This window comes from Sphingomonas sp. FUKUSWIS1, assembly GCF_000733135.1.
In the GTDB taxonomy this organism is placed as follows: Bacteria; Pseudomonadota; Alphaproteobacteria; order Sphingomonadales; family Sphingomonadaceae; genus Sphingomonas; species Sphingomonas aerolata.
The window spans coordinates 1-14703 of sequence record NZ_JPJC01000063.1 but is presented as its reverse complement, the minus strand read 5'-3'; the positions used below and the strand labels follow the sequence as shown (position 1 = coordinate 14703).

The following is a 14703-nucleotide window of genomic DNA, read 5'->3' as shown; positions in this document are numbered from 1 at the left end:
GAGCCGCTGGCAGGGCAGCGTGCTGGTCTGCGGCAAATGTTCGAAGAAGCTTGCAGGCGGGTTCGGCGACAAGCGCCGCACGCCGCTCGCCAAGTTGTTGCGCGCCGCGTTCGGGCTGAAGAAGGGACGCAAGGCCGACCGCGGCGTGGTCGAAGTCAAATGTCTCGGGGTATGCCCCAAGAATGCGGTCGTGATGATCGATGCGGCCAAGCCGGATCGGTGGATGCTGGTCCCCGCCGGCGCCGACGTTGGCGAGATCGTAACGACGCTGCGCGGGGGTGATGCCGCTCCGCCGTCCCCTTCCCGGGTGGAAGACGGCCTCAAAGCCGCCTAGCTGGCGTAGCGTTCGGCGGTCTCGCGGATCAACGCGATCATGTTCGGAATTCCCTGCGTCCGGTTCGAACTGAGTTGCTTGCCGAGATCGAACGGCGCCAGTTCCGCACCGATGTCGGTCGCGACGATCGCCGCCGGCGGTTGGTCCTGCACCGCTTGAAGGACGAGCGCGATGATCCCCTTTGTGATCGCGGCGTTCGAGTCCGCGAGGAAATGGAGCCGGCCGTCGTCGGTCTTCATCGGATAGACCCACACGGATGCCGAGCAGCCGCGAACCAGCGTCGCATCGGTCTTCAGCGCATCGGGCATTGGTTCGAGATCGCGTCCGAGGTCGATCAGAAGGCGGTAGCGGTCGTCGGGTTCGAGGAAGTCATATTCCTCATGGATATCGGCTAGCTTGGGCATGGCGTCGCGGTACTCCCGCGTCATCTCGCCCGCAACCGCTGCGCGTGCGGCAGGACACGATTGCCGCGCTACAGGTCGACCCCGGCGGCGATCGCCTCCAGCTTCTTGATGCGTTCCTTCAGGTCTGCGATCTCGATGCGCGCGCCAGTCGACACCGCCACGGGCAGGCCGGTGTCGTGCGCTTGGTCGATCTCCAGGCGCCTGATCGACAGCCAGCCGCGCCAGCCGGCGAGTCCCGCGGTGACGATCATCGCGAGCGCCACCAGGCCGGTCAGCGCGAGCGTGATATAGACGTTCGGTTCGGTCATGTCCGCCTCCTCCTAGCGGTCGCGGAGCCGCTCGATCTCTCGGTCGAGATCGACGCTCTTGTGGTTGTCGGTGATGACGCGTTCGAGCACCTGGATGCGCTCCTTCATCTGGCGCACCTCGTCGCGCAGACGCAGCGTGTCGGCGGTGTCAGCCGGGGCGGAAAGCGATCCTTGGGCTTGGTACCGCGCCCGGAGCACGCGGGAGACCGCCACGATCAAAACGATACAGACGACCATCGTGAAGGGATTCATCGGTCAGCTCCTGAATACGGATTAGTTTAGGGGGCGCTCGTCGCGGAGCAGGTCGATCTCGTCCGCCAGGCCGATCCCGCGGTCGGTGACGATCCGTTCCAGCACCCTCACGCGCTGTTCGAGACGTTCATTCTGTGCCGCATATTGTGCGGACTTTTCAGCGACGAGCTGTGCATCGATTTCCATCCGGCGCTGCCGATAGGCGAACCAGGGCTTCACGAAGACGCCGCCGAAGATCGCGAGCAGGCCGCAGGATATGCCGAGGATGGGGATGAGCAGGGGGCTGATCATGGCGGCGTCCTCTATCGCGGCTGGAGGCGGAGAGCCTCGATCTCGCGGGCGGTACGCTCCGCGGGATCGGTGGCGATGCGCTCAAGAACGGCAATCCGCTCTTCGAGACGGGAGACCTGGCCGGTCAGGCGCTCGTTCTCACCGGACAGTAGCTCCAGCTTGCGGGCGTCGTTCGGGTCGACCCGGTGCGTCTTTCCGCTCCACTCATCCGCCAGCGCATAGCCGTGCTTTGCGCGGATCCAGTTGTTGATCACCCATCCCATCGTCGTGATCGCGATGATCGCGACGACGAAGCCCGGTCCACCCCAATTCATCGTCATTCTCCCCGTCTACGCCGCGTCTCAGCGCAGGCTGTCGATCTCTGCCGCGAGGCTGCTGCTGCTGCGGCTGGTATAGTGCGTCTCGATGTCGGCGAGACGACGATCGATGTCGCGGAACTTGCTGCGGACCTCTGCGGTCGAGCGCTTCGGGTTCGAGCGGACGCCTTGCCAGAACTTCGCGTCGTCGGGTGTTTCGTACAGACCGAACGGCTTTGGCTGTCCCATCCACGCGACCAGCCAATAGGCGATCAGTGTCCAGGGAAAGCCCCCGGCCAGCGTCAGCAGGACGACCGAGACGCGGACGATGAGTACATCGATCCCGGTATAGTCGGCGATCCCCGCGCAGACGCCCTTCCATTTGGCGTTCTGCTTGTCGAGGTAGAATTGGGTGCGGCTGGCGGACATTTCAGTTCCTCCGATCCATGTTGCGTTCAAAGCGGGTGTCGATCGGGCGGTCAGCCTGGCGATCGGACAGATAGGACGACTGGCTGGTGCCGAGCCCAGGCTTCCAGTCGGGATTGTCGGCGGCGATGATCCGCTCGACCGTCAGCACCCGGTCCTCGAGCCGGCGGGCGAGGAGCTGCATCTCGTCGAGCAGTCGTTCGTCCTCATCGGTGATCTTGGGTGCGGTCTTCCACTTGGTGACATAATGCAGGATCAGCCAGGGCAGCCCGACGAGCGCGCCGAGAATGGCGACGAGTCCTTCGAAATCCATTTCAGTCGTCCTTCTTCAGGCGGGCCTTGAGCGCGGCGAGCTGGGCATCGACCTTGTCGTTGCTGCGCAGCTCGGCGATCTCTTCCTCAAGCGTCTTGACGACACCGAGCCCCATCGCGTCGGCGCGACCCTCGGCCTCGTCGACACGTCGGTCGAGAATGTCGAAGCGGCTGAACGCCTCGTGCGTCTTCGGGCCGTTGTACATCTCGCGAAGCCGGGTGCGGTTGTTCGCGCTTTCCAGCCGCGTCTGAACTGCGTTCTGCTTGGTCCGCGCCTCGCGCAGCTTGGTCTGCAGCTTGGCGATGTCCGCCTCGGAGGCACTAAGCGCGTCCTCGAGGACGCCGACTTCCGCCTTGAGCTGCTCGGCCATGTCGGACGCCTTCTGGCGTTCGACCAGCGCAGCCTTGGCAAGATCCTCGCGGTCCTTGCTCAGCGCGAGCTCGGCCTTCTCGGTCCAGTTTTCCTGGAGCTGTTCCAGCTTGGCGATATGGCGGCGCATCTCCTTCTGGTCCGCGATGGTGCGCGCGGCGGAGGCGCGGACCTCGACCAGCGTTTCCTCCATCTCCAGGATGATCATCCGGATCATCTTGGCCGGATCTTCCGCCTTCTCGATGAGGTCGGCGAAGTTGGCGGCGACGATGTCGCGGGTGCGGGAAAAAATGCCCATGTAAATTCTACTCCAGGGATCTTCGTGCGGCGGACGAACCTTATGCCACGATTGCGGTGTGTCGCGTAGCGGGCGCCTGATGCGCGGGCGCCACCGCCGCGAGAATGAAGGTGGCGCTGACGACGAAGGTGCAGGCGAGCGTTGCGACGGTGCGGACGATGTCGGTCTTGATCATGATGAGTCCCCTTTGAGGCGATGGTTGGTTCCGCCTTTGGGCGGGTTGTCCAAAGCTTTGCATCAGTCGTGCCAGTTTTAGAAAAGCCCGGAAATCATGCGGTTGTGCCGGCTGAGCGTCGAGCGCGCAGATTGTTCCTTGCTATGCGTTGGGAATTTCCGCCACACTTTGGCAATGGAGAGAACAACGCAGGTCATCGGCCAGTCCGGCGCGTTCATGGGAGCGCTCGAACGTGCGTCGCGCGCGGCGGCGCTCGACCGACCGGTGCTCGTGATCGGGGAACGCGGCACGGGCAAGGAACTGGTCGCCGAGCGACTCCACCGGCTGAGCCCGCGTTGGGACCAGCCGCTCGTGATCATGAACTGCGCCGCGCTGCCCGAGACGCTGATCGAGGCAGAATTGTTCGGACATGAGGCCGGCGCCTTCACCGGTGCGACCAAGGCACGGGTCGGGCGGTTCGAGGAGGCAGATGGTGGAACCCTGTTCCTCGACGAGCTGGGCACGCTGTCGATGGCGGCGCAGGACCGGTTGCTGCGCGCCGTCGAATATGGCGAGATCACGCGGATCGGCTCGTCGCGGCCGCTGCGCGTCGACGTCCGGATCGTGGCTGCGACCAACGAGCATCTGCCCGACAAGGTGATGCGGCATGAATTTCGCGCCGACCTTCTCGATCGGTTGTCATTCGAGGTCGTCACGCTGCCCCCGCTGCGTGCGCGGGCGGGTGACGTGATGGTGCTGGCGGACCATTTCGGTCGACGAATGGCGTCCGAGCTCGGGCGCGAGCGGTGGGAGGGGTTCGGACCCTCCGCACGCACTGCTCTCGCGGACTATGACTGGCCGGGCAATGTCCGCGAGCTGCGTAACGTCGTCGAACGCGCGGTCTATCGCTGGGAGCATGAGGGGCCGATCGATGCGATCGAGATCGATCCGTTCCAGTCGCCGCACAGGCCAGGCGCTGCGGATCGCAAGCCAATCCAGCCGCCGGCCGCGGTGGCGCCGTCTGCCGGCGGGACTGGTAACGCGGCAGAGGATGACGCCGACGATCCGGTCGTCGCGTGCGAGGACGGGCCGTCGGATTTCAAGTCGCGCGTGTCCCGGTTCGAGCGTGACCTGCTGTCGCGCGCGCTGGCCGAGCATCGCTTCAACCAGCGCGCTACCGCCGAGGCGCTCGGGCTCAGCTATGATCAGTTGCGACATGCCCTCAAGCGGCACGAGCTGTTGCACGCCAGCGGCTGATCGACGTCCGGTCCGCTTGTGTAACGACCGTCCGGGGACCATTTGGGGGCCGCGGGCGTTTGACGTCCGACCCCATTCACCCATTGTCTTTGAGGAGACTCCTGATGGCTTTCGAACTTCCCCCGCTGCCTTACGCCTATGACGCGCTCGAGCCCGTGATCGATCAGGAAACGATGAAGTTTCATCACGACAAGCATCATGCGGCATACACGGCCAAGCTGAACGAGGGCGTCGAGAAGGACTCCGCGCTCGCGGGCAAGTCGATCGAGGATATCCTCGGCATGATCTCGTCGCAGCCACCGCTCGTGCGCAACAATGGCGGCGGTTTCTGGAACCACGACTTTTTCTGGAAGACGATGGCAGCCAAGACGGGGCAGGCGCCGTCGGGCAGGCTCGCCGAAGCGATCGATCGCGACTTCGGTAGCCTCGACAAGCTCAAGGACGAGTTCAACACCAAGGGTGCAGGGCAGTTCGGATCGGGCTGGGCATGGCTGATCGCCGATGACAGCGGCAAGCTGAAGGTGACGAGCACGCCGAACCAGGACAACCCGCTGATGGACGATGCCAAGGAGCCCGGTACGCCGCTGCTCGGCAACGACGTCTGGGAGCACGCCTATTACCTGACGTACAAGAATGATCGTCCGGGCTATCTGAAGGCGTGGTGGGATATCGTGAACTGGGACGTCGTCGGCGAGCGTTACGCGAAGGTCGCTGGCTGAGCCGATCCCGTTACCGTCATCCCGGGTTGGCCGGGATGACGGAAAAGGATTACCCTTCGGGCGGCAGGTCGGTGACGGCCTTGTCGCCCGTTTGCAATCCATGCTTGAGCAGCATCGGGATGTTGGCAAAGGCGAAGATCAACGTCATCGGGATCGCGCCCCAGAGCTTGAAGCCGACCCAGAAATCCCACGTGGTGTTCCGCCAGACGACTTCGTTCAACACTGCCATGAACACGAAGAACACGGTCCAGTTGCGCGTGAGCTTGCGCCAGCCCTCGGCGGTCAGTCCTGGATAGGCGGTGCCGAGCAGCGACTGAAGCAGCGGGCGCCCGGTCACCAGCCCGAAGGTCAGGATGGCGGCGAACATCGCGTAGATGATCGTGGGCTTCATCTGGATAAAGCGCTGGTCATGGAAATAGATCGTCAGGCCGCCGAACACGACGATCAGGGCACCCGACATCCACAGCATCGGCGAGATATGGCCCGCCTTTACCTTCGAGACGATCATCGCGACGATCGTCGCGACGATGAACGCGGTCGTCGCGGTGACCACGCGCGCGATCGGTGCGCCGGGGGTGAGGAAGTTCACCGCGAAGAAGATCGCCAGCGGACCATAATCGATCGCCATGCGCAGGCCGGGAGACAGGGGGGGCTTGGTCACTATTGTATCCAGGAATTGCGGTAAGACCGGAGAGCGGGGCGGCGTGTTATTTTCGGACGCTTTCGACGCCCGCGATGATCCGGCTGACCTCGTTTGCGTCGAACGGGCGCAGGTCCGTCATGCCTTCGCCGATACCGATCGCGTGGATCGGCAGGCCGTATTTCTCCGCCGCTGCGACCAGCACGCCGCCGCGCGCGGTGCCGTCGAGCTTGGTCATCACGACCCCGGTCACGCCCGCCACTTCCTTGAAGACCTCGATCTGCTGGAGCGCATTCTGCCCGGTCGTTGCATCGAGGACGAGGACGATGTCGTGCGGGCTCTCGGGATTGATACGGCCGAGCACGCGACGGATCTTGGCGAGCTCGTCCATCAGTTCGCGCTTGTTCTGCAGGCGGCCCGCGGTGTCGACGATCAGCACGTCGATCCCCGTCTCGGTCGCCTTCTTTACCGCATCCCAGACGACGCCTGCTGCGTCGCCGCCTTCCGGTCCGGTGACGATCGGCACGCCAACGCGCTCGGCCCAGGTGCGCAACTGGCCGATCGCAGCGGCGCGGAACGTGTCGCCTGCCGCCAGCATGACGCCGTAATCCTGTTCCATCAGCAGATGCGCGAGCTTGGCGATGGTGGTGGTCTTGCCCGACCCGTTGACGCCAATCACCAGGATAACCTGCGGGCGTGGGAAGGCGTCGATCTCGAGCGGCTTGGCGACCTTGGCGAGGACCTTTTCGACCTCTTCCGCGACGATGACGCGGATGCCGAGCTCTTCCATGTTGCGCTCGAAACTGCCCTCGGCAAGACGATGGCGGATGCGGCCGGCGGTTTCGGGACCGAGGTCCGATGCAATCAGCGCCTCCTCGATCTCGTCGAGCGTCGCATCGTCGAGCCGCGCGCCGCTAAGGCCCGCAAGATTGCCGACGAGCCGGTCAGAGGTACGCTTGAAGCCGCCGATGAGTTTGTCGTGCCAGCTTGGGGTGGTGCTCATAGGGATTCCCGTGTTGCGCTCAGGCGCTCGCCCAGAACGCCGGTGATCGTGATTCGAAGGATGTCGCCTGGTGCCGCAGGCGCGTCCAGCAGGACTTCCGCGAAATTTCCGACATGGCCGCGGTCGCCCGGACGTTCGACCAGCAGGTGCTGCGTCGTCCCAACCAGCTTCTGCAACCATGCCGCGCGAACAGCCTGGCCCGTCTCGCGGAGGATCGCGGCGCGTCGGCGGCGGATCTCGGGCTCGACCTGCGGCATCCGGGCGGCGGGTGTGCCGGCCCGCGGTGAATAGGGGAAGATGTGCGAATGGACGATGTCGCAGTCAGCGATCAGCGCATGCGTGTTCTGGAACATCGCCTCGTCCTCGGTCGGAAACCCGGCGATCAGGTCCGCGCCGATCGCGATGTCGGGACGGGCGGTCTTGAGCCGCTGGACGAGCGCCACGCTCTCGGCGCGCGAATGACGTCGTTTCATCCGCTTCAACACCATGTCGTCGCCCGCCTGGAGCGAGAGGTGGACGTGCGGCATGATCCGGGGCTCGGTCGTCAGAAGCGCGAAGAGCCGGTCGTCGATCTCGATGCCGTCGAGCGACGACAGACGGAGCCGCTCGAGCCGCGGCACCGCGTGCAGAATGCGCTCGACAAGCTGGCCGAGCGTGGGGGCGCCGGGAAGGTCGGGGCCATAGCTGGTCAGGTCGACGCCCGTCAGCACGATCTCGCGGTGTCCCGCATCGACCAGCCCGGCGACCCGGTCGACGACCGCGCCCGCGGGGACGGAGCGGCTTGGTCCGCGTCCGAAGGGAATCGCGCAGAAGGTGCAGCGATGATCGCAGCCGTTCTGGACTTCCACAAAGGCGCGGGCATGCGACGAAAAGCTAGCAACCAGATGCGGCGCGGTTTCGCGAACCTGCATGATGTCGCTGACGACCACCGGTGCGAGCGTGGCCCATGCGGCTGGGGAGAGCTTGTCGGCATTGCCGATCACGCGATCGACCTCGGGCATCGCCGCGAAGGCACCCGGGTCGATCTGCGCTGCGCATCCGGTGACGACAATCTGCGCATCCGGGCGATCGCGCCGGGCCCGGCGGATCGCAACCCGCGTCGCCTTTACTGCCGCGTTGGTGACGGCACAGCTGTTGACCACCACCACGTCCCGCCCGGCGACGAGCGCGCGGATGGTCTCGCTTTCGGCGATGTTGAGACGGCAGCCGAGGCTGACGACCTCTGGCAGCGGGGCAGACGGCATGATGCGCGATCTAGGAGGGGCGGGGGGCAAAGTCCACGGCTTGCAGCGCCGGGCTGGAGTAAGGATGGCCGCTGGGCAGTCGGGACGTCCGTGGTCAGGCCGGAGCGGGTCCGCGATCAGCCCGCGAGTCGTGGCGCAATGCCGCGGACCGGCGGGAAGTCGCCATCGGGCTGGTGTGCGAGCAGGCGCTGTTCGGCGAGCAGTCGACGCAGTTGCGCGGCGTTCATGGGGCGACCGTAGAGATAGCCCTGTCCCTTGGCACAGCCGAGCGCGCGCAGCCGCTCCTCGACCGCGGCATCCTCGATGCCCTCGGCGGTGACCGGCAGGTTCAGGCTGTCGCCAAGCCGGACGATCGTGTTGACGATCGCCATGCTCTCCGCATTGTCGAGGATCGACGCGACGAAGCTGTGGTCGATCTTGATGCGATCGAACGGGAGCGCGCGCAGATGCGCAAGGCTCGAAAAGCCGGTGCCGAAATCGTCGAGCGCCAGCCGGATGCCCTGATTCTTCAGGCTGCCGACGATCGACTGGGCAAGCGCCAGATTGTCGAACAGCGCGCTTTCGGTGACCTCGATCTCGAGCCGGCTGGCGGGAAAGCCCGTCTCGACCAGCGTTTTGATGATCTTTTGCGCCAGCCATGCGTCGCGCAGCTGTACCGGGGAAATGTTGATCGACAGCGTCAGCGCCGAATCCCAGTCGCGTGCCGCAGTACAGGCTTGGCGCATGAGCGACAGTGACAGGTCGCCAATGACGCCGATCTCCTCGGCGATCGGGATGAAGACGTCCGGGGGGATCATCCCGCGTGTTGGATGGTCCCAGCGCGCCAGAACCTCGAACCCGGTGGTAAGCCCCGTGGCGAGATCCACCTGCTGTTCGAAATAAGGAATGATGTCCTGCGCGGCGACCGCGAGGCGAAGTCCGGACTCGAGCTCGCCACGCACCTGCAGCGACTGCTCCATCGCGGTGTTGAACCAGACGTGGCGATTGCGGCCCGCCGTCTTGGCCGCGTGGAGGGCGATGTCCGCGTTGCGCAACAGCGCGTCGATCGAGGCACAGTCCGCGTCAGAACGCGCGACACCGATCGACACGGTGGCGTGAATGTCGACGCCGTTCGCACGGAAGGGCCGCGCGAAGCCGGTGACGAGACGCTCCGCGATCCGATCGGCTACCCCTTGATGCGCCGGATCGAAGACGAAGGCGCAGGCGAACTCGTCCGCACCCAAGCGTGCCAGAAGGCTTGATGTGGGGGCGATGGCCGCGATCGTTTCCGCGACATGGACGAGCACCTGGTCGCCGACGGCATAGCCGTGCATGTCGTTGACGCTCTTGAAGAAGTCGACGTCGATCGTGAGCATCGCCACCACCTTGCCCCGGCGTCTCGCGCTGCCGAACAGGGTCGCGCCATCTTCGGACAGACTGCGGCGATTGAGGAATCCGGTCAGCGAATCCCGCTGTGCCAGAACGCGGGCGCGATGACCCGCATCGGTCGCCTCGTTGAGCTCGGCAGTGAGCGTGCGATAGCGCAGGCAGCCAAAGAGCAACAGCGCGACGTTGAGCAGCACGGCGACAACCAGACCTTGGTCGATACCGGAACTGCGTCCCGTCAGACGGGCAAAGATGCCGACCAGAACGGCGCCGCCCGTACCGACGAGCATCAACGCTGCAGCCCCGGTCACGGCGCCGGTGACGAATTCCCGGTTGATGGTGCGGGGCGAACGGGTCGCCGCCGGCGGTGCGGTCATGGGCTGGATCGCCTGTGAGGTCGGGGCGGACACACATATGACATAGCATAAGTGTAGGACCGGTTAAGAGGGTCGATCCGTCCAATATGCCGGGGAGGGACTTTGACGCTGGACGCCGTCGCAGCGCATCGACGGACGGGTCGCTTGCGTCGGCGGCCCGGGTCGCGTAAGCAGCACGCCACGTTCCGTTACGGGGCACATGTGACGAGCATCCAAGGATGCACGCTGGCCGGCGAGGTTTCGCCCGCCGGCGCTTTTGCGTTGGGCGTCGTCATGTGTCCGGTAATGGTGATTGGGAGTGTCTCGATGTTCGAAAGCCTGAGCGATCGTCTTGGCGGCGTCTTCGACCGCCTTCGCGGCCGGGGTGCGCTGACCGAAGCGGACGTGCGCGCGGCGATGCGCGAGGTTCGTGTAGCGCTGCTCGAAGCCGACGTCGCGCTGCCCGTTGCGCGCGACTTTGTCGATAAGGCGACCGAGAAGGCGATCGGCCAGAACGTCCTGCGCTCGGTCACGCCGGGGCAGCAGGTCGTCAAGATCGTCAGCGATGCGCTGGTCGAGATGCTGGGCGCGGATGCGTCCGAGCTCGATCTGGGCGTCACGCCGCCCGCGATCATCATGATGGTCGGGCTTCAGGGCTCGGGCAAGACGACCACCACCGCCAAGATCGCCAAGCGGCTGTCGGCAGGGCCGGGTGGGCGCGATCGCAAGAAGGTGCTGATGGCGTCGCTCGACGTCAATCGCCCGAACGCGCAGGAACAGCTCGCGACGCTCGGCACGCAGATTTCGGTCGCGACCTTGCCGATCGTCACCGGCCAGCAGCCGGTCGATATCGCACGGCGCGCGATGCAGGCGGCCAAGCTGCAGGGCTTCGACGTCCTGATGCTCGATACCGCGGGTCGCCTCCATGTCGATCAGGCGCTGATGGACGAGATGAAGGCGGTCGCCGACGTCGCGAACCCGGCCGAGATCCTTCTCGTCGTCGATTCGCTGACGGGTCAGGATGCGGTCAACGTCGCGCAGAACTTCTCCGATCAGGTGCCGCTGACGGGGATCGTGCTGACCCGGATGGACGGCGATGCGCGCGGCGGTGCGGCGCTGTCGATGCGTGCGGTTACCGGCAAGCCGATCAAGTTTGCGGGTACCGGCGAGAAGCTCGATGCGCTCGAGGCGTTCCATCCCGAGCGGGTCGCCGGGCGGATCCTCGGCATGGGCGACGTCGTCAGCCTCGTCGAGCGCGCCGCGGAGTCGATCCAGGCCGAAGACGCCGAGCGGATGGCGGCCAAGATGGCCAAGGGTCAGTTCGACATGAACGACCTGCGGGCTCAGCTGGCGCAGATGCAGCGGATGGGCGGGCTCGGCGCGTTGGCGGGGATGATCCCCGGCATGAAGAAGGCGCAGGGCGCGGTCGCTTCGGTCGGCGGCGAGAAAGTTCTCGTCCACATGGATGCGATGATCGGATCGATGACCATCAAGGAGCGCGCCAAGCCCGAGCTGATCAACGCCAAGCGCAAGATCCGCATCGCCAAGGGCTCCGGCACCACGGTGCAGGAGGTCAACAAGCTGCTCAAGATGCACCTCGAAATGTCGACCGCCATGAAGAAGATCAAGAAGATGGGCGGCATGAAGGGCATGATGGCGATGCTCGGCAAGGGCGGCATGGGTGGCGGTCTTGGCGGCATCGGTAACGCGATCGGCGGGCCGCAGATGGGCGACATGCTCAACAAGGCCGGCGCAGGTGGGCTCCCTGGGGGCAATTCCGGGGGTGGCCTGCCGGGTCTGGGCGGGAAGATGCCACAGCTGCCTGCGGGCTTCGACGATTTTCTGAAGAAGAAATAACCTCTTACTCAACCCATTACCCCGGCGTTTGCCGGGCGAAATATTAGAAAACGAAGGAAAATATCATGGCAATTAACATTCGTCTCGCACGTGGCGGCTCCAAGAAGCGTCCTTATTACAAGATCGTCGTTGCCGATGCGCGCAGCCCGCGTGATGGCCGCTTCATCGAGAAGATCGGCAACTACAACCCGCTCCTCGCCAAGGACAACGAGCAGCGCGTGCAGCTCGACGCCGATCGCGCAAAGCATTGGCTGAGCGTCGGCGCACAGCCGACCGACCGCGTCGCCCGCTTCCTTGACGCAGCAGGCGTTCTTGAGCGTTCGGCCCGCAACAACCCGAACAAGGGCAAGCCCGGCGAGAAGGCCACCGAGCGCGCTGAAGAGCGTGCGACCAAGGCGGCCGAAGCTGCCGAGGCCGAAGCGGCTGCAAAGGCGGCACCTGCTGCCGACGCGGATGCTCCTGCCGAGACCGAAGAAGCCGCTTCGTAAGATCGTCTTCCACGTCATCCCAGCGAAGGCTGGGATCCAGCGCCAGAGACGGCAGCGTCCTTGGCTCTGGATCCTGGGTCTAGCGCAGGATGACGGTTTGGAGTGGGCCACGCCCGCACCCGAATGGCGGTTCATGCGTTCTTTGTCGGTCCATCACCCACAAGGAGCGCATGATGACCCCCGATCCAGATCCAAGAACAGCCCCCGCACCCGAGGACATCGAAGATGCCAGCAATGAAGGCGTCTCCGCCGAAGACCCCGCAGAAGGCGCCGACGATAGCCCCGGACCCGACACCGGCTCCGCGCAAGGGTAGCGTCACGCTCGCCGTCGTGATCGGCGCGCACGGTATCGGCGGCGAAGTGCGGCTGAAGGTCTTTGCCGAGACCATGTCGGGCTATAAGAGTTTCAACGACGGTACGCTGACGCTCAAGTCGGCGCGCCCTGGCAACAACGGCACGATCGCTCGCTTTGCCGAGGTCGCCGATCGGAACGCTGCCGAAGCGATGCGCGGGACCGAATTGACGGTGCCGCGATCGTCGTTGCCACCGCTCGAGGATGGCGAATATTACCACACCGACCTGATCGGGCTCCCCGTCGTCTCTACCGATGGTGAGGCGATCGGACGCGTTGTCGCAATCGATAATTTCGGTGCGGGCGACGTGATCGAGATCGAACGGCCGACTGCAAAGCGGTTCATGGTGCCGATGCGCGTTGAGGCGGTTCCAGAGTGGGATGCGGAACGACTCGTAGTCGAGGCGTCTTTCGCTACCGAATAGTTCCTTCGAGCTTAGCTCTTTCACGAACGCGGGGGCCCCGCCTTCGCGGTGAGGCATCCAAAGTCAGCGCCGGATCGGGCGCTGCTCCGACAGCATGTTGCGGATGGTCGTTGCGGCCACTCCGGCTTCGCCCATCGCGTGGCTGATCTGGTCGAGCCCCTTCACCACGTCGCCCGCCGCGAACAGCCCGGGGATCGAGGTGCGCTGGTGGTCGTCGACTTCGAGGCAGCCTTCGTCCGTCGCACGTGCGCCGGCGGCGACGGCAAGTTCCGACCGGATGACCGAGCCTAACGCCGGATAGACGCTGTCGAACGACAGCCGCCCGTCGACCGTGTCGAGCGCGAACCGGCCGTCTTCGATCGCGTAGTTGCCGCAGGGGCCGCCGACGCGGACGATACCGGCGTCGTCGAGGGCCGCCTCGCAGGCGGGATCGAGATCATGGCCGCCGTCCGGGGCGATCAGGGTGACGTCGGCGGTGTAGCCGCGCAGGAACAGCGCCTCGCGCATGCCGTGGTCGCCGGTGCCGATCACGCCGACGCGCTTGTCGGTGACCTCATAGCCGTCGCAGATCGGGCAATAGCGGAGAAGCCCGGCCTCCAGGGCTTCGTCATGGAGCGCGTCGGGCATGGCGGGGCGGTTGTTGACGACGCCTGTTGCCAGCAGGACGCTGCGGGCGCGGGCGCGGCGGTCGCCCAAACGGACGGTGAAGCCGTCGTCGTCCACCTCGATCGCATCGACCCGCGCGGCCTCGCGCACCGCTCCATAGGTCTCCGCCTGCGCCAGCATCCGGGCGAGGAGGTCGGTGCCGCGGATGCCTTCGGGGTAGCCGGCGTGGTTGTGCGTGCAGGGGATCAGCGCGGCGCGGCTGCTGCCGCAGTCGAACAGCCGGATCGAGAGGTGGAACCGCGCGAGATAGATCGCGGCGGTGAGGCCTGCGGGGCCGGCGCCGATGATGATGCAATCGTCCATCCCGCTATAAGCGCGGCGCGGCGAATCCGTTCCGGTGGCGAAACGCTCGATCGCTATCGCAAGCCGGGCGCGGGAGTGATAGCGGCGTGCGGCATGAGCTATTGTCGTTGGTCGGAAGGCGATCTCCACGCCTATGCGTCGCACACCGCGGACGGGGTGCGCCGGTACGTCGCGCAGGTCGCTGAGCCTGCGATCGAACGGTGCGGGGTGGAGGCGGAGTATGTCGAGGACAGCGCCGACGCGTTCCTTGCACGCCTGAAATGGCTGAAGGCGCGGGGGTGTGAATTCCCCGCCGACGTCGTGCCCAAGATCCTCGCCGCGGCGCAGGAGGAGGCGCGGCTGGCGCGGCTGGCCGCGGGCGAGCTGCCCTGGGCGGCGACGATCGTGACGCTGTACCCCGAGATGTTCCCCGGGCCGCTCGGCACGTCGCTGGCCGGGCGGGCGCTGGGGGAGGGACGGTGGTCATGCGAGCCCGTCCAGCTGCGCGACTTCGCGACCGACAAGCATCGCTCGGTCGACGACACGCCGGCGGGCGGCGGCGCGGGGATGGTGCTGCGCGCGGACGTGGTCGCCGCGGCGATCG

20 protein-coding genes and 1 pseudogene are annotated in these 14703 nt (G+C 65.6%); 7 read left to right on the top strand and 14 right to left on the bottom strand.

The genetic code is table 11. From position 1 onward, the window contains the following. Positions 1–334: hypothetical protein (locus sphsw_RS05165; RefSeq protein ID WP_042466604.1), on the top strand; the 334-nt coding region annotated here is incomplete at its 5' end. On the opposite strand, the gene sphsw_RS05160 is transcribed toward sphsw_RS05165, so the two are convergent. The 9 genes from sphsw_RS05160 to sphsw_RS20750 all read right to left on the bottom strand — a co-directional run bounded on the left by sphsw_RS05160 (position 331) and on the right by sphsw_RS20750 (position 3466). Next, the gene (locus sphsw_RS05160; RefSeq protein ID WP_081874150.1) at positions 331–738 is read right to left on the bottom strand and encodes a SufE family protein; all 408 of its coding nucleotides are present in this window, start codon (positions 736–738) and stop codon (positions 331–333) included. The genes sphsw_RS05165 and sphsw_RS05160 overlap by 4 nt on opposite strands. Positions 739–806: 68 nt before the next feature. Beyond that, positions 807–1046, bottom strand: coding sequence for a hypothetical protein (locus tag sphsw_RS05155; protein ID WP_031396340.1), 240 nt, complete (start codon positions 1044–1046; stop codon positions 807–809). Positions 1047–1058: 12 nt separating this feature from the next. Continuing rightward, a complete protein-coding gene (locus sphsw_RS05150; protein ID WP_031439668.1) occupies positions 1059–1298 on the bottom strand; it encodes a hypothetical protein in 240 nt (79 codons plus the stop codon). Between the two features lie 21 nt (positions 1299–1319). Then, a complete protein-coding gene (locus sphsw_RS05145) occupies positions 1320–1589 on the bottom strand; it encodes a hypothetical protein (protein WP_031396338.1) in 270 nt (89 codons plus the stop codon). Between the two features lie 11 nt (positions 1590–1600). Continuing rightward, entirely contained in the window at positions 1601–1903 is a 303-nt protein-coding gene (locus sphsw_RS05140; RefSeq protein WP_031439667.1) for a hypothetical protein, read from the bottom strand. Between the two features lie 27 nt (positions 1904–1930). Continuing rightward, positions 1931–2314: an envelope stress response membrane protein PspC gene (gene pspC, locus sphsw_RS05135; RefSeq protein WP_031396336.1), complete on the bottom strand. Its 384-nt coding sequence runs from the start codon at positions 2312–2314 to the stop codon at positions 1931–1933. Between the two features lies 1 nt (position 2315). Beyond that, positions 2316–2624 (bottom strand): envelope stress response membrane protein PspB, encoded by a 309-nt coding sequence (gene pspB / locus sphsw_RS05130; protein ID WP_037528521.1) that lies wholly within the window; start codon positions 2622–2624, stop codon positions 2316–2318. A 1-nt stretch (position 2625) separates the two neighbouring features. Beyond that, positions 2626–3291: a phage shock protein PspA gene (gene pspA, locus sphsw_RS05125; protein WP_031439666.1), complete on the bottom strand. Its 666-nt coding sequence runs from the start codon at positions 3289–3291 to the stop codon at positions 2626–2628. 40 nt (positions 3292–3331) lie between these two features. Continuing rightward, positions 3332–3466 carry a hypothetical protein gene (locus sphsw_RS20750; RefSeq protein WP_260171278.1) on the bottom strand — a complete coding sequence of 45 codons (135 nt, stop codon included), beginning with the start codon at positions 3464–3466 and terminating at the stop codon, positions 3332–3334. 174 nt (positions 3467–3640) lie between these two features. Between sphsw_RS20750 and pspF the strand changes: the two genes are divergently transcribed. Both pspF and sphsw_RS05115 read left to right on the top strand, forming a co-directional pair. Next, positions 3641–4702 (top strand): phage shock protein operon transcriptional activator, encoded by a 1062-nt coding sequence (gene pspF, locus sphsw_RS05120; protein WP_031439665.1) that lies wholly within the window; start codon positions 3641–3643, stop codon positions 4700–4702. Between the two features lie 104 nt (positions 4703–4806). After that, positions 4807–5421: a superoxide dismutase gene (locus sphsw_RS05115; RefSeq protein WP_031439664.1), complete on the top strand. Its 615-nt coding sequence runs from the start codon at positions 4807–4809 to the stop codon at positions 5419–5421. A 49-nt stretch (positions 5422–5470) separates the two neighbouring features. On the opposite strand, the gene sphsw_RS05110 is transcribed toward sphsw_RS05115, so the two are convergent. The 4 genes from sphsw_RS05110 to sphsw_RS05095 all read right to left on the bottom strand — a co-directional run bounded on the left by sphsw_RS05110 (position 5471) and on the right by sphsw_RS05095 (position 10050). Continuing rightward, the gene (locus sphsw_RS05110) at positions 5471–6082 is read right to left on the bottom strand and encodes a septation protein A (protein ID WP_268745756.1); all 612 of its coding nucleotides are present in this window, start codon (positions 6080–6082) and stop codon (positions 5471–5473) included. A 46-nt stretch (positions 6083–6128) separates the two neighbouring features. Next, a complete protein-coding gene (gene ftsY, locus sphsw_RS05105) occupies positions 6129–7064 on the bottom strand; it encodes a signal recognition particle-docking protein FtsY (protein ID WP_031396330.1) in 936 nt (311 codons plus the stop codon). Continuing rightward, a complete protein-coding gene (gene mtaB, locus sphsw_RS05100) occupies positions 7061–8308 on the bottom strand; it encodes a tRNA (N(6)-L-threonylcarbamoyladenosine(37)-C(2))-methylthiotransferase MtaB (protein WP_031439662.1) in 1248 nt (415 codons plus the stop codon). The genes ftsY and mtaB overlap by 4 nt, the downstream gene beginning before the upstream one ends. Positions 8309–8424: 116 nt before the next feature. After that, positions 8425–10050, bottom strand: coding sequence for a putative bifunctional diguanylate cyclase/phosphodiesterase (locus sphsw_RS05095; protein WP_042466603.1), 1626 nt, complete (start codon positions 10048–10050; stop codon positions 8425–8427). Between the two features lie 306 nt (positions 10051–10356). On the opposite strand from sphsw_RS05095, the gene ffh reads away from it, so the two are divergent. The 3 genes from ffh (at position 10357) to rimM (ending at position 13151) form a co-directional block, all read left to right on the top strand. After that, complete coding sequence (ffh, locus tag sphsw_RS05090; protein WP_031439661.1) at positions 10357–11886, top strand: signal recognition particle protein; 1530 nt, start codon at positions 10357–10359, stop codon at positions 11884–11886. A 65-nt stretch (positions 11887–11951) separates the two neighbouring features. Beyond that, the gene (gene rpsP, locus sphsw_RS05085) at positions 11952–12374 is read left to right on the top strand and encodes a 30S ribosomal protein S16 (protein ID WP_031439660.1); all 423 of its coding nucleotides are present in this window, start codon (positions 11952–11954) and stop codon (positions 12372–12374) included. Between the two features lie 234 nt (positions 12375–12608). Beyond that, a complete protein-coding gene (rimM, locus tag sphsw_RS05080; protein WP_037528514.1) occupies positions 12609–13151 on the top strand; it encodes a ribosome maturation factor RimM in 543 nt (180 codons plus the stop codon). A gap of 63 nt (positions 13152–13214) precedes the next feature. Here rimM and sphsw_RS05075 read toward each other — a convergent pair whose 3' ends face one another. Continuing rightward, entirely contained in the window at positions 13215–14120 is a 906-nt protein-coding gene (locus sphsw_RS05075; RefSeq protein WP_031439659.1) for an NAD(P)/FAD-dependent oxidoreductase, read from the bottom strand. Between the two features lie 93 nt (positions 14121–14213). Between sphsw_RS05075 and sphsw_RS20285 the strand changes: the two are divergent. Continuing rightward, positions 14214–14703, top strand: a pseudogene (locus tag sphsw_RS20285) (hypothetical protein); the annotation flags it as partial.

Excerpts from the sequence above, each read along its gene's own strand:
- sphsw_RS05160 (WP_081874150.1), bottom strand. The coding sequence starts at position 738 with ATGCCCAAGCTAGCCGATATCCATGAGGAATATGACTTCCTCGAACCC.
- sphsw_RS05155 (WP_031396340.1), bottom strand. The coding sequence starts at position 1,046 with ATGACCGAACCGAACGTCTATATCACGCTCGCGCTGACCGGCCTGGTG.
- sphsw_RS05150 (WP_031439668.1), bottom strand. The coding sequence starts at position 1,298 with ATGAATCCCTTCACGATGGTCGTCTGTATCGTTTTGATCGTGGCGGTC.
- sphsw_RS05145 (WP_031396338.1), bottom strand. The coding sequence starts at position 1,589 with ATGATCAGCCCCCTGCTCATCCCCATCCTCGGCATATCCTGCGGCCTG.
- sphsw_RS05140 (WP_031439667.1), bottom strand. The coding sequence starts at position 1,903 with ATGAATTGGGGTGGACCGGGCTTCGTCGTCGCGATCATCGCGATCACG.
- pspC (WP_031396336.1), bottom strand. The coding sequence starts at position 2,314 with ATGTCCGCCAGCCGCACCCAATTCTACCTCGACAAGCAGAACGCCAAA.
- pspB (WP_037528521.1), bottom strand. The coding sequence starts at position 2,624 with ATGGATTTCGAAGGACTCGTCGCCATTCTCGGCGCGCTCGTCGGGCTG.
- pspA (WP_031439666.1), bottom strand. The coding sequence starts at position 3,291 with ATGGGCATTTTTTCCCGCACCCGCGACATCGTCGCCGCCAACTTCGCC.
- sphsw_RS20750 (WP_260171278.1), bottom strand. The coding sequence starts at position 3,466 with ATGATCAAGACCGACATCGTCCGCACCGTCGCAACGCTCGCCTGCACC.
- pspF (WP_031439665.1), top strand. The coding sequence starts at position 3,641 with ATGGAGAGAACAACGCAGGTCATCGGCCAGTCCGGCGCGTTCATGGGA.
- sphsw_RS05115 (WP_031439664.1), top strand. The coding sequence starts at position 4,807 with ATGGCTTTCGAACTTCCCCCGCTGCCTTACGCCTATGACGCGCTCGAG.
- ftsY (WP_031396330.1), bottom strand. The coding sequence starts at position 7,064 with ATGAGCACCACCCCAAGCTGGCACGACAAACTCATCGGCGGCTTCAAG.
- mtaB (WP_031439662.1), bottom strand. The coding sequence starts at position 8,308 with ATGCCGTCTGCCCCGCTGCCAGAGGTCGTCAGCCTCGGCTGCCGTCTC.
- sphsw_RS05095 (WP_042466603.1), bottom strand. The coding sequence starts at position 10,050 with ATGACCGCACCGCCGGCGGCGACCCGTTCGCCCCGCACCATCAACCGG.
- ffh (WP_031439661.1), top strand. The coding sequence starts at position 10,357 with ATGTTCGAAAGCCTGAGCGATCGTCTTGGCGGCGTCTTCGACCGCCTT.
- rpsP (WP_031439660.1), top strand. The coding sequence starts at position 11,952 with ATGGCAATTAACATTCGTCTCGCACGTGGCGGCTCCAAGAAGCGTCCT.
- rimM (WP_037528514.1), top strand. The coding sequence starts at position 12,609 with ATGAAGGCGTCTCCGCCGAAGACCCCGCAGAAGGCGCCGACGATAGCC.
- sphsw_RS05075 (WP_031439659.1), bottom strand. The coding sequence starts at position 14,120 with ATGGACGATTGCATCATCATCGGCGCCGGCCCCGCAGGCCTCACCGCC.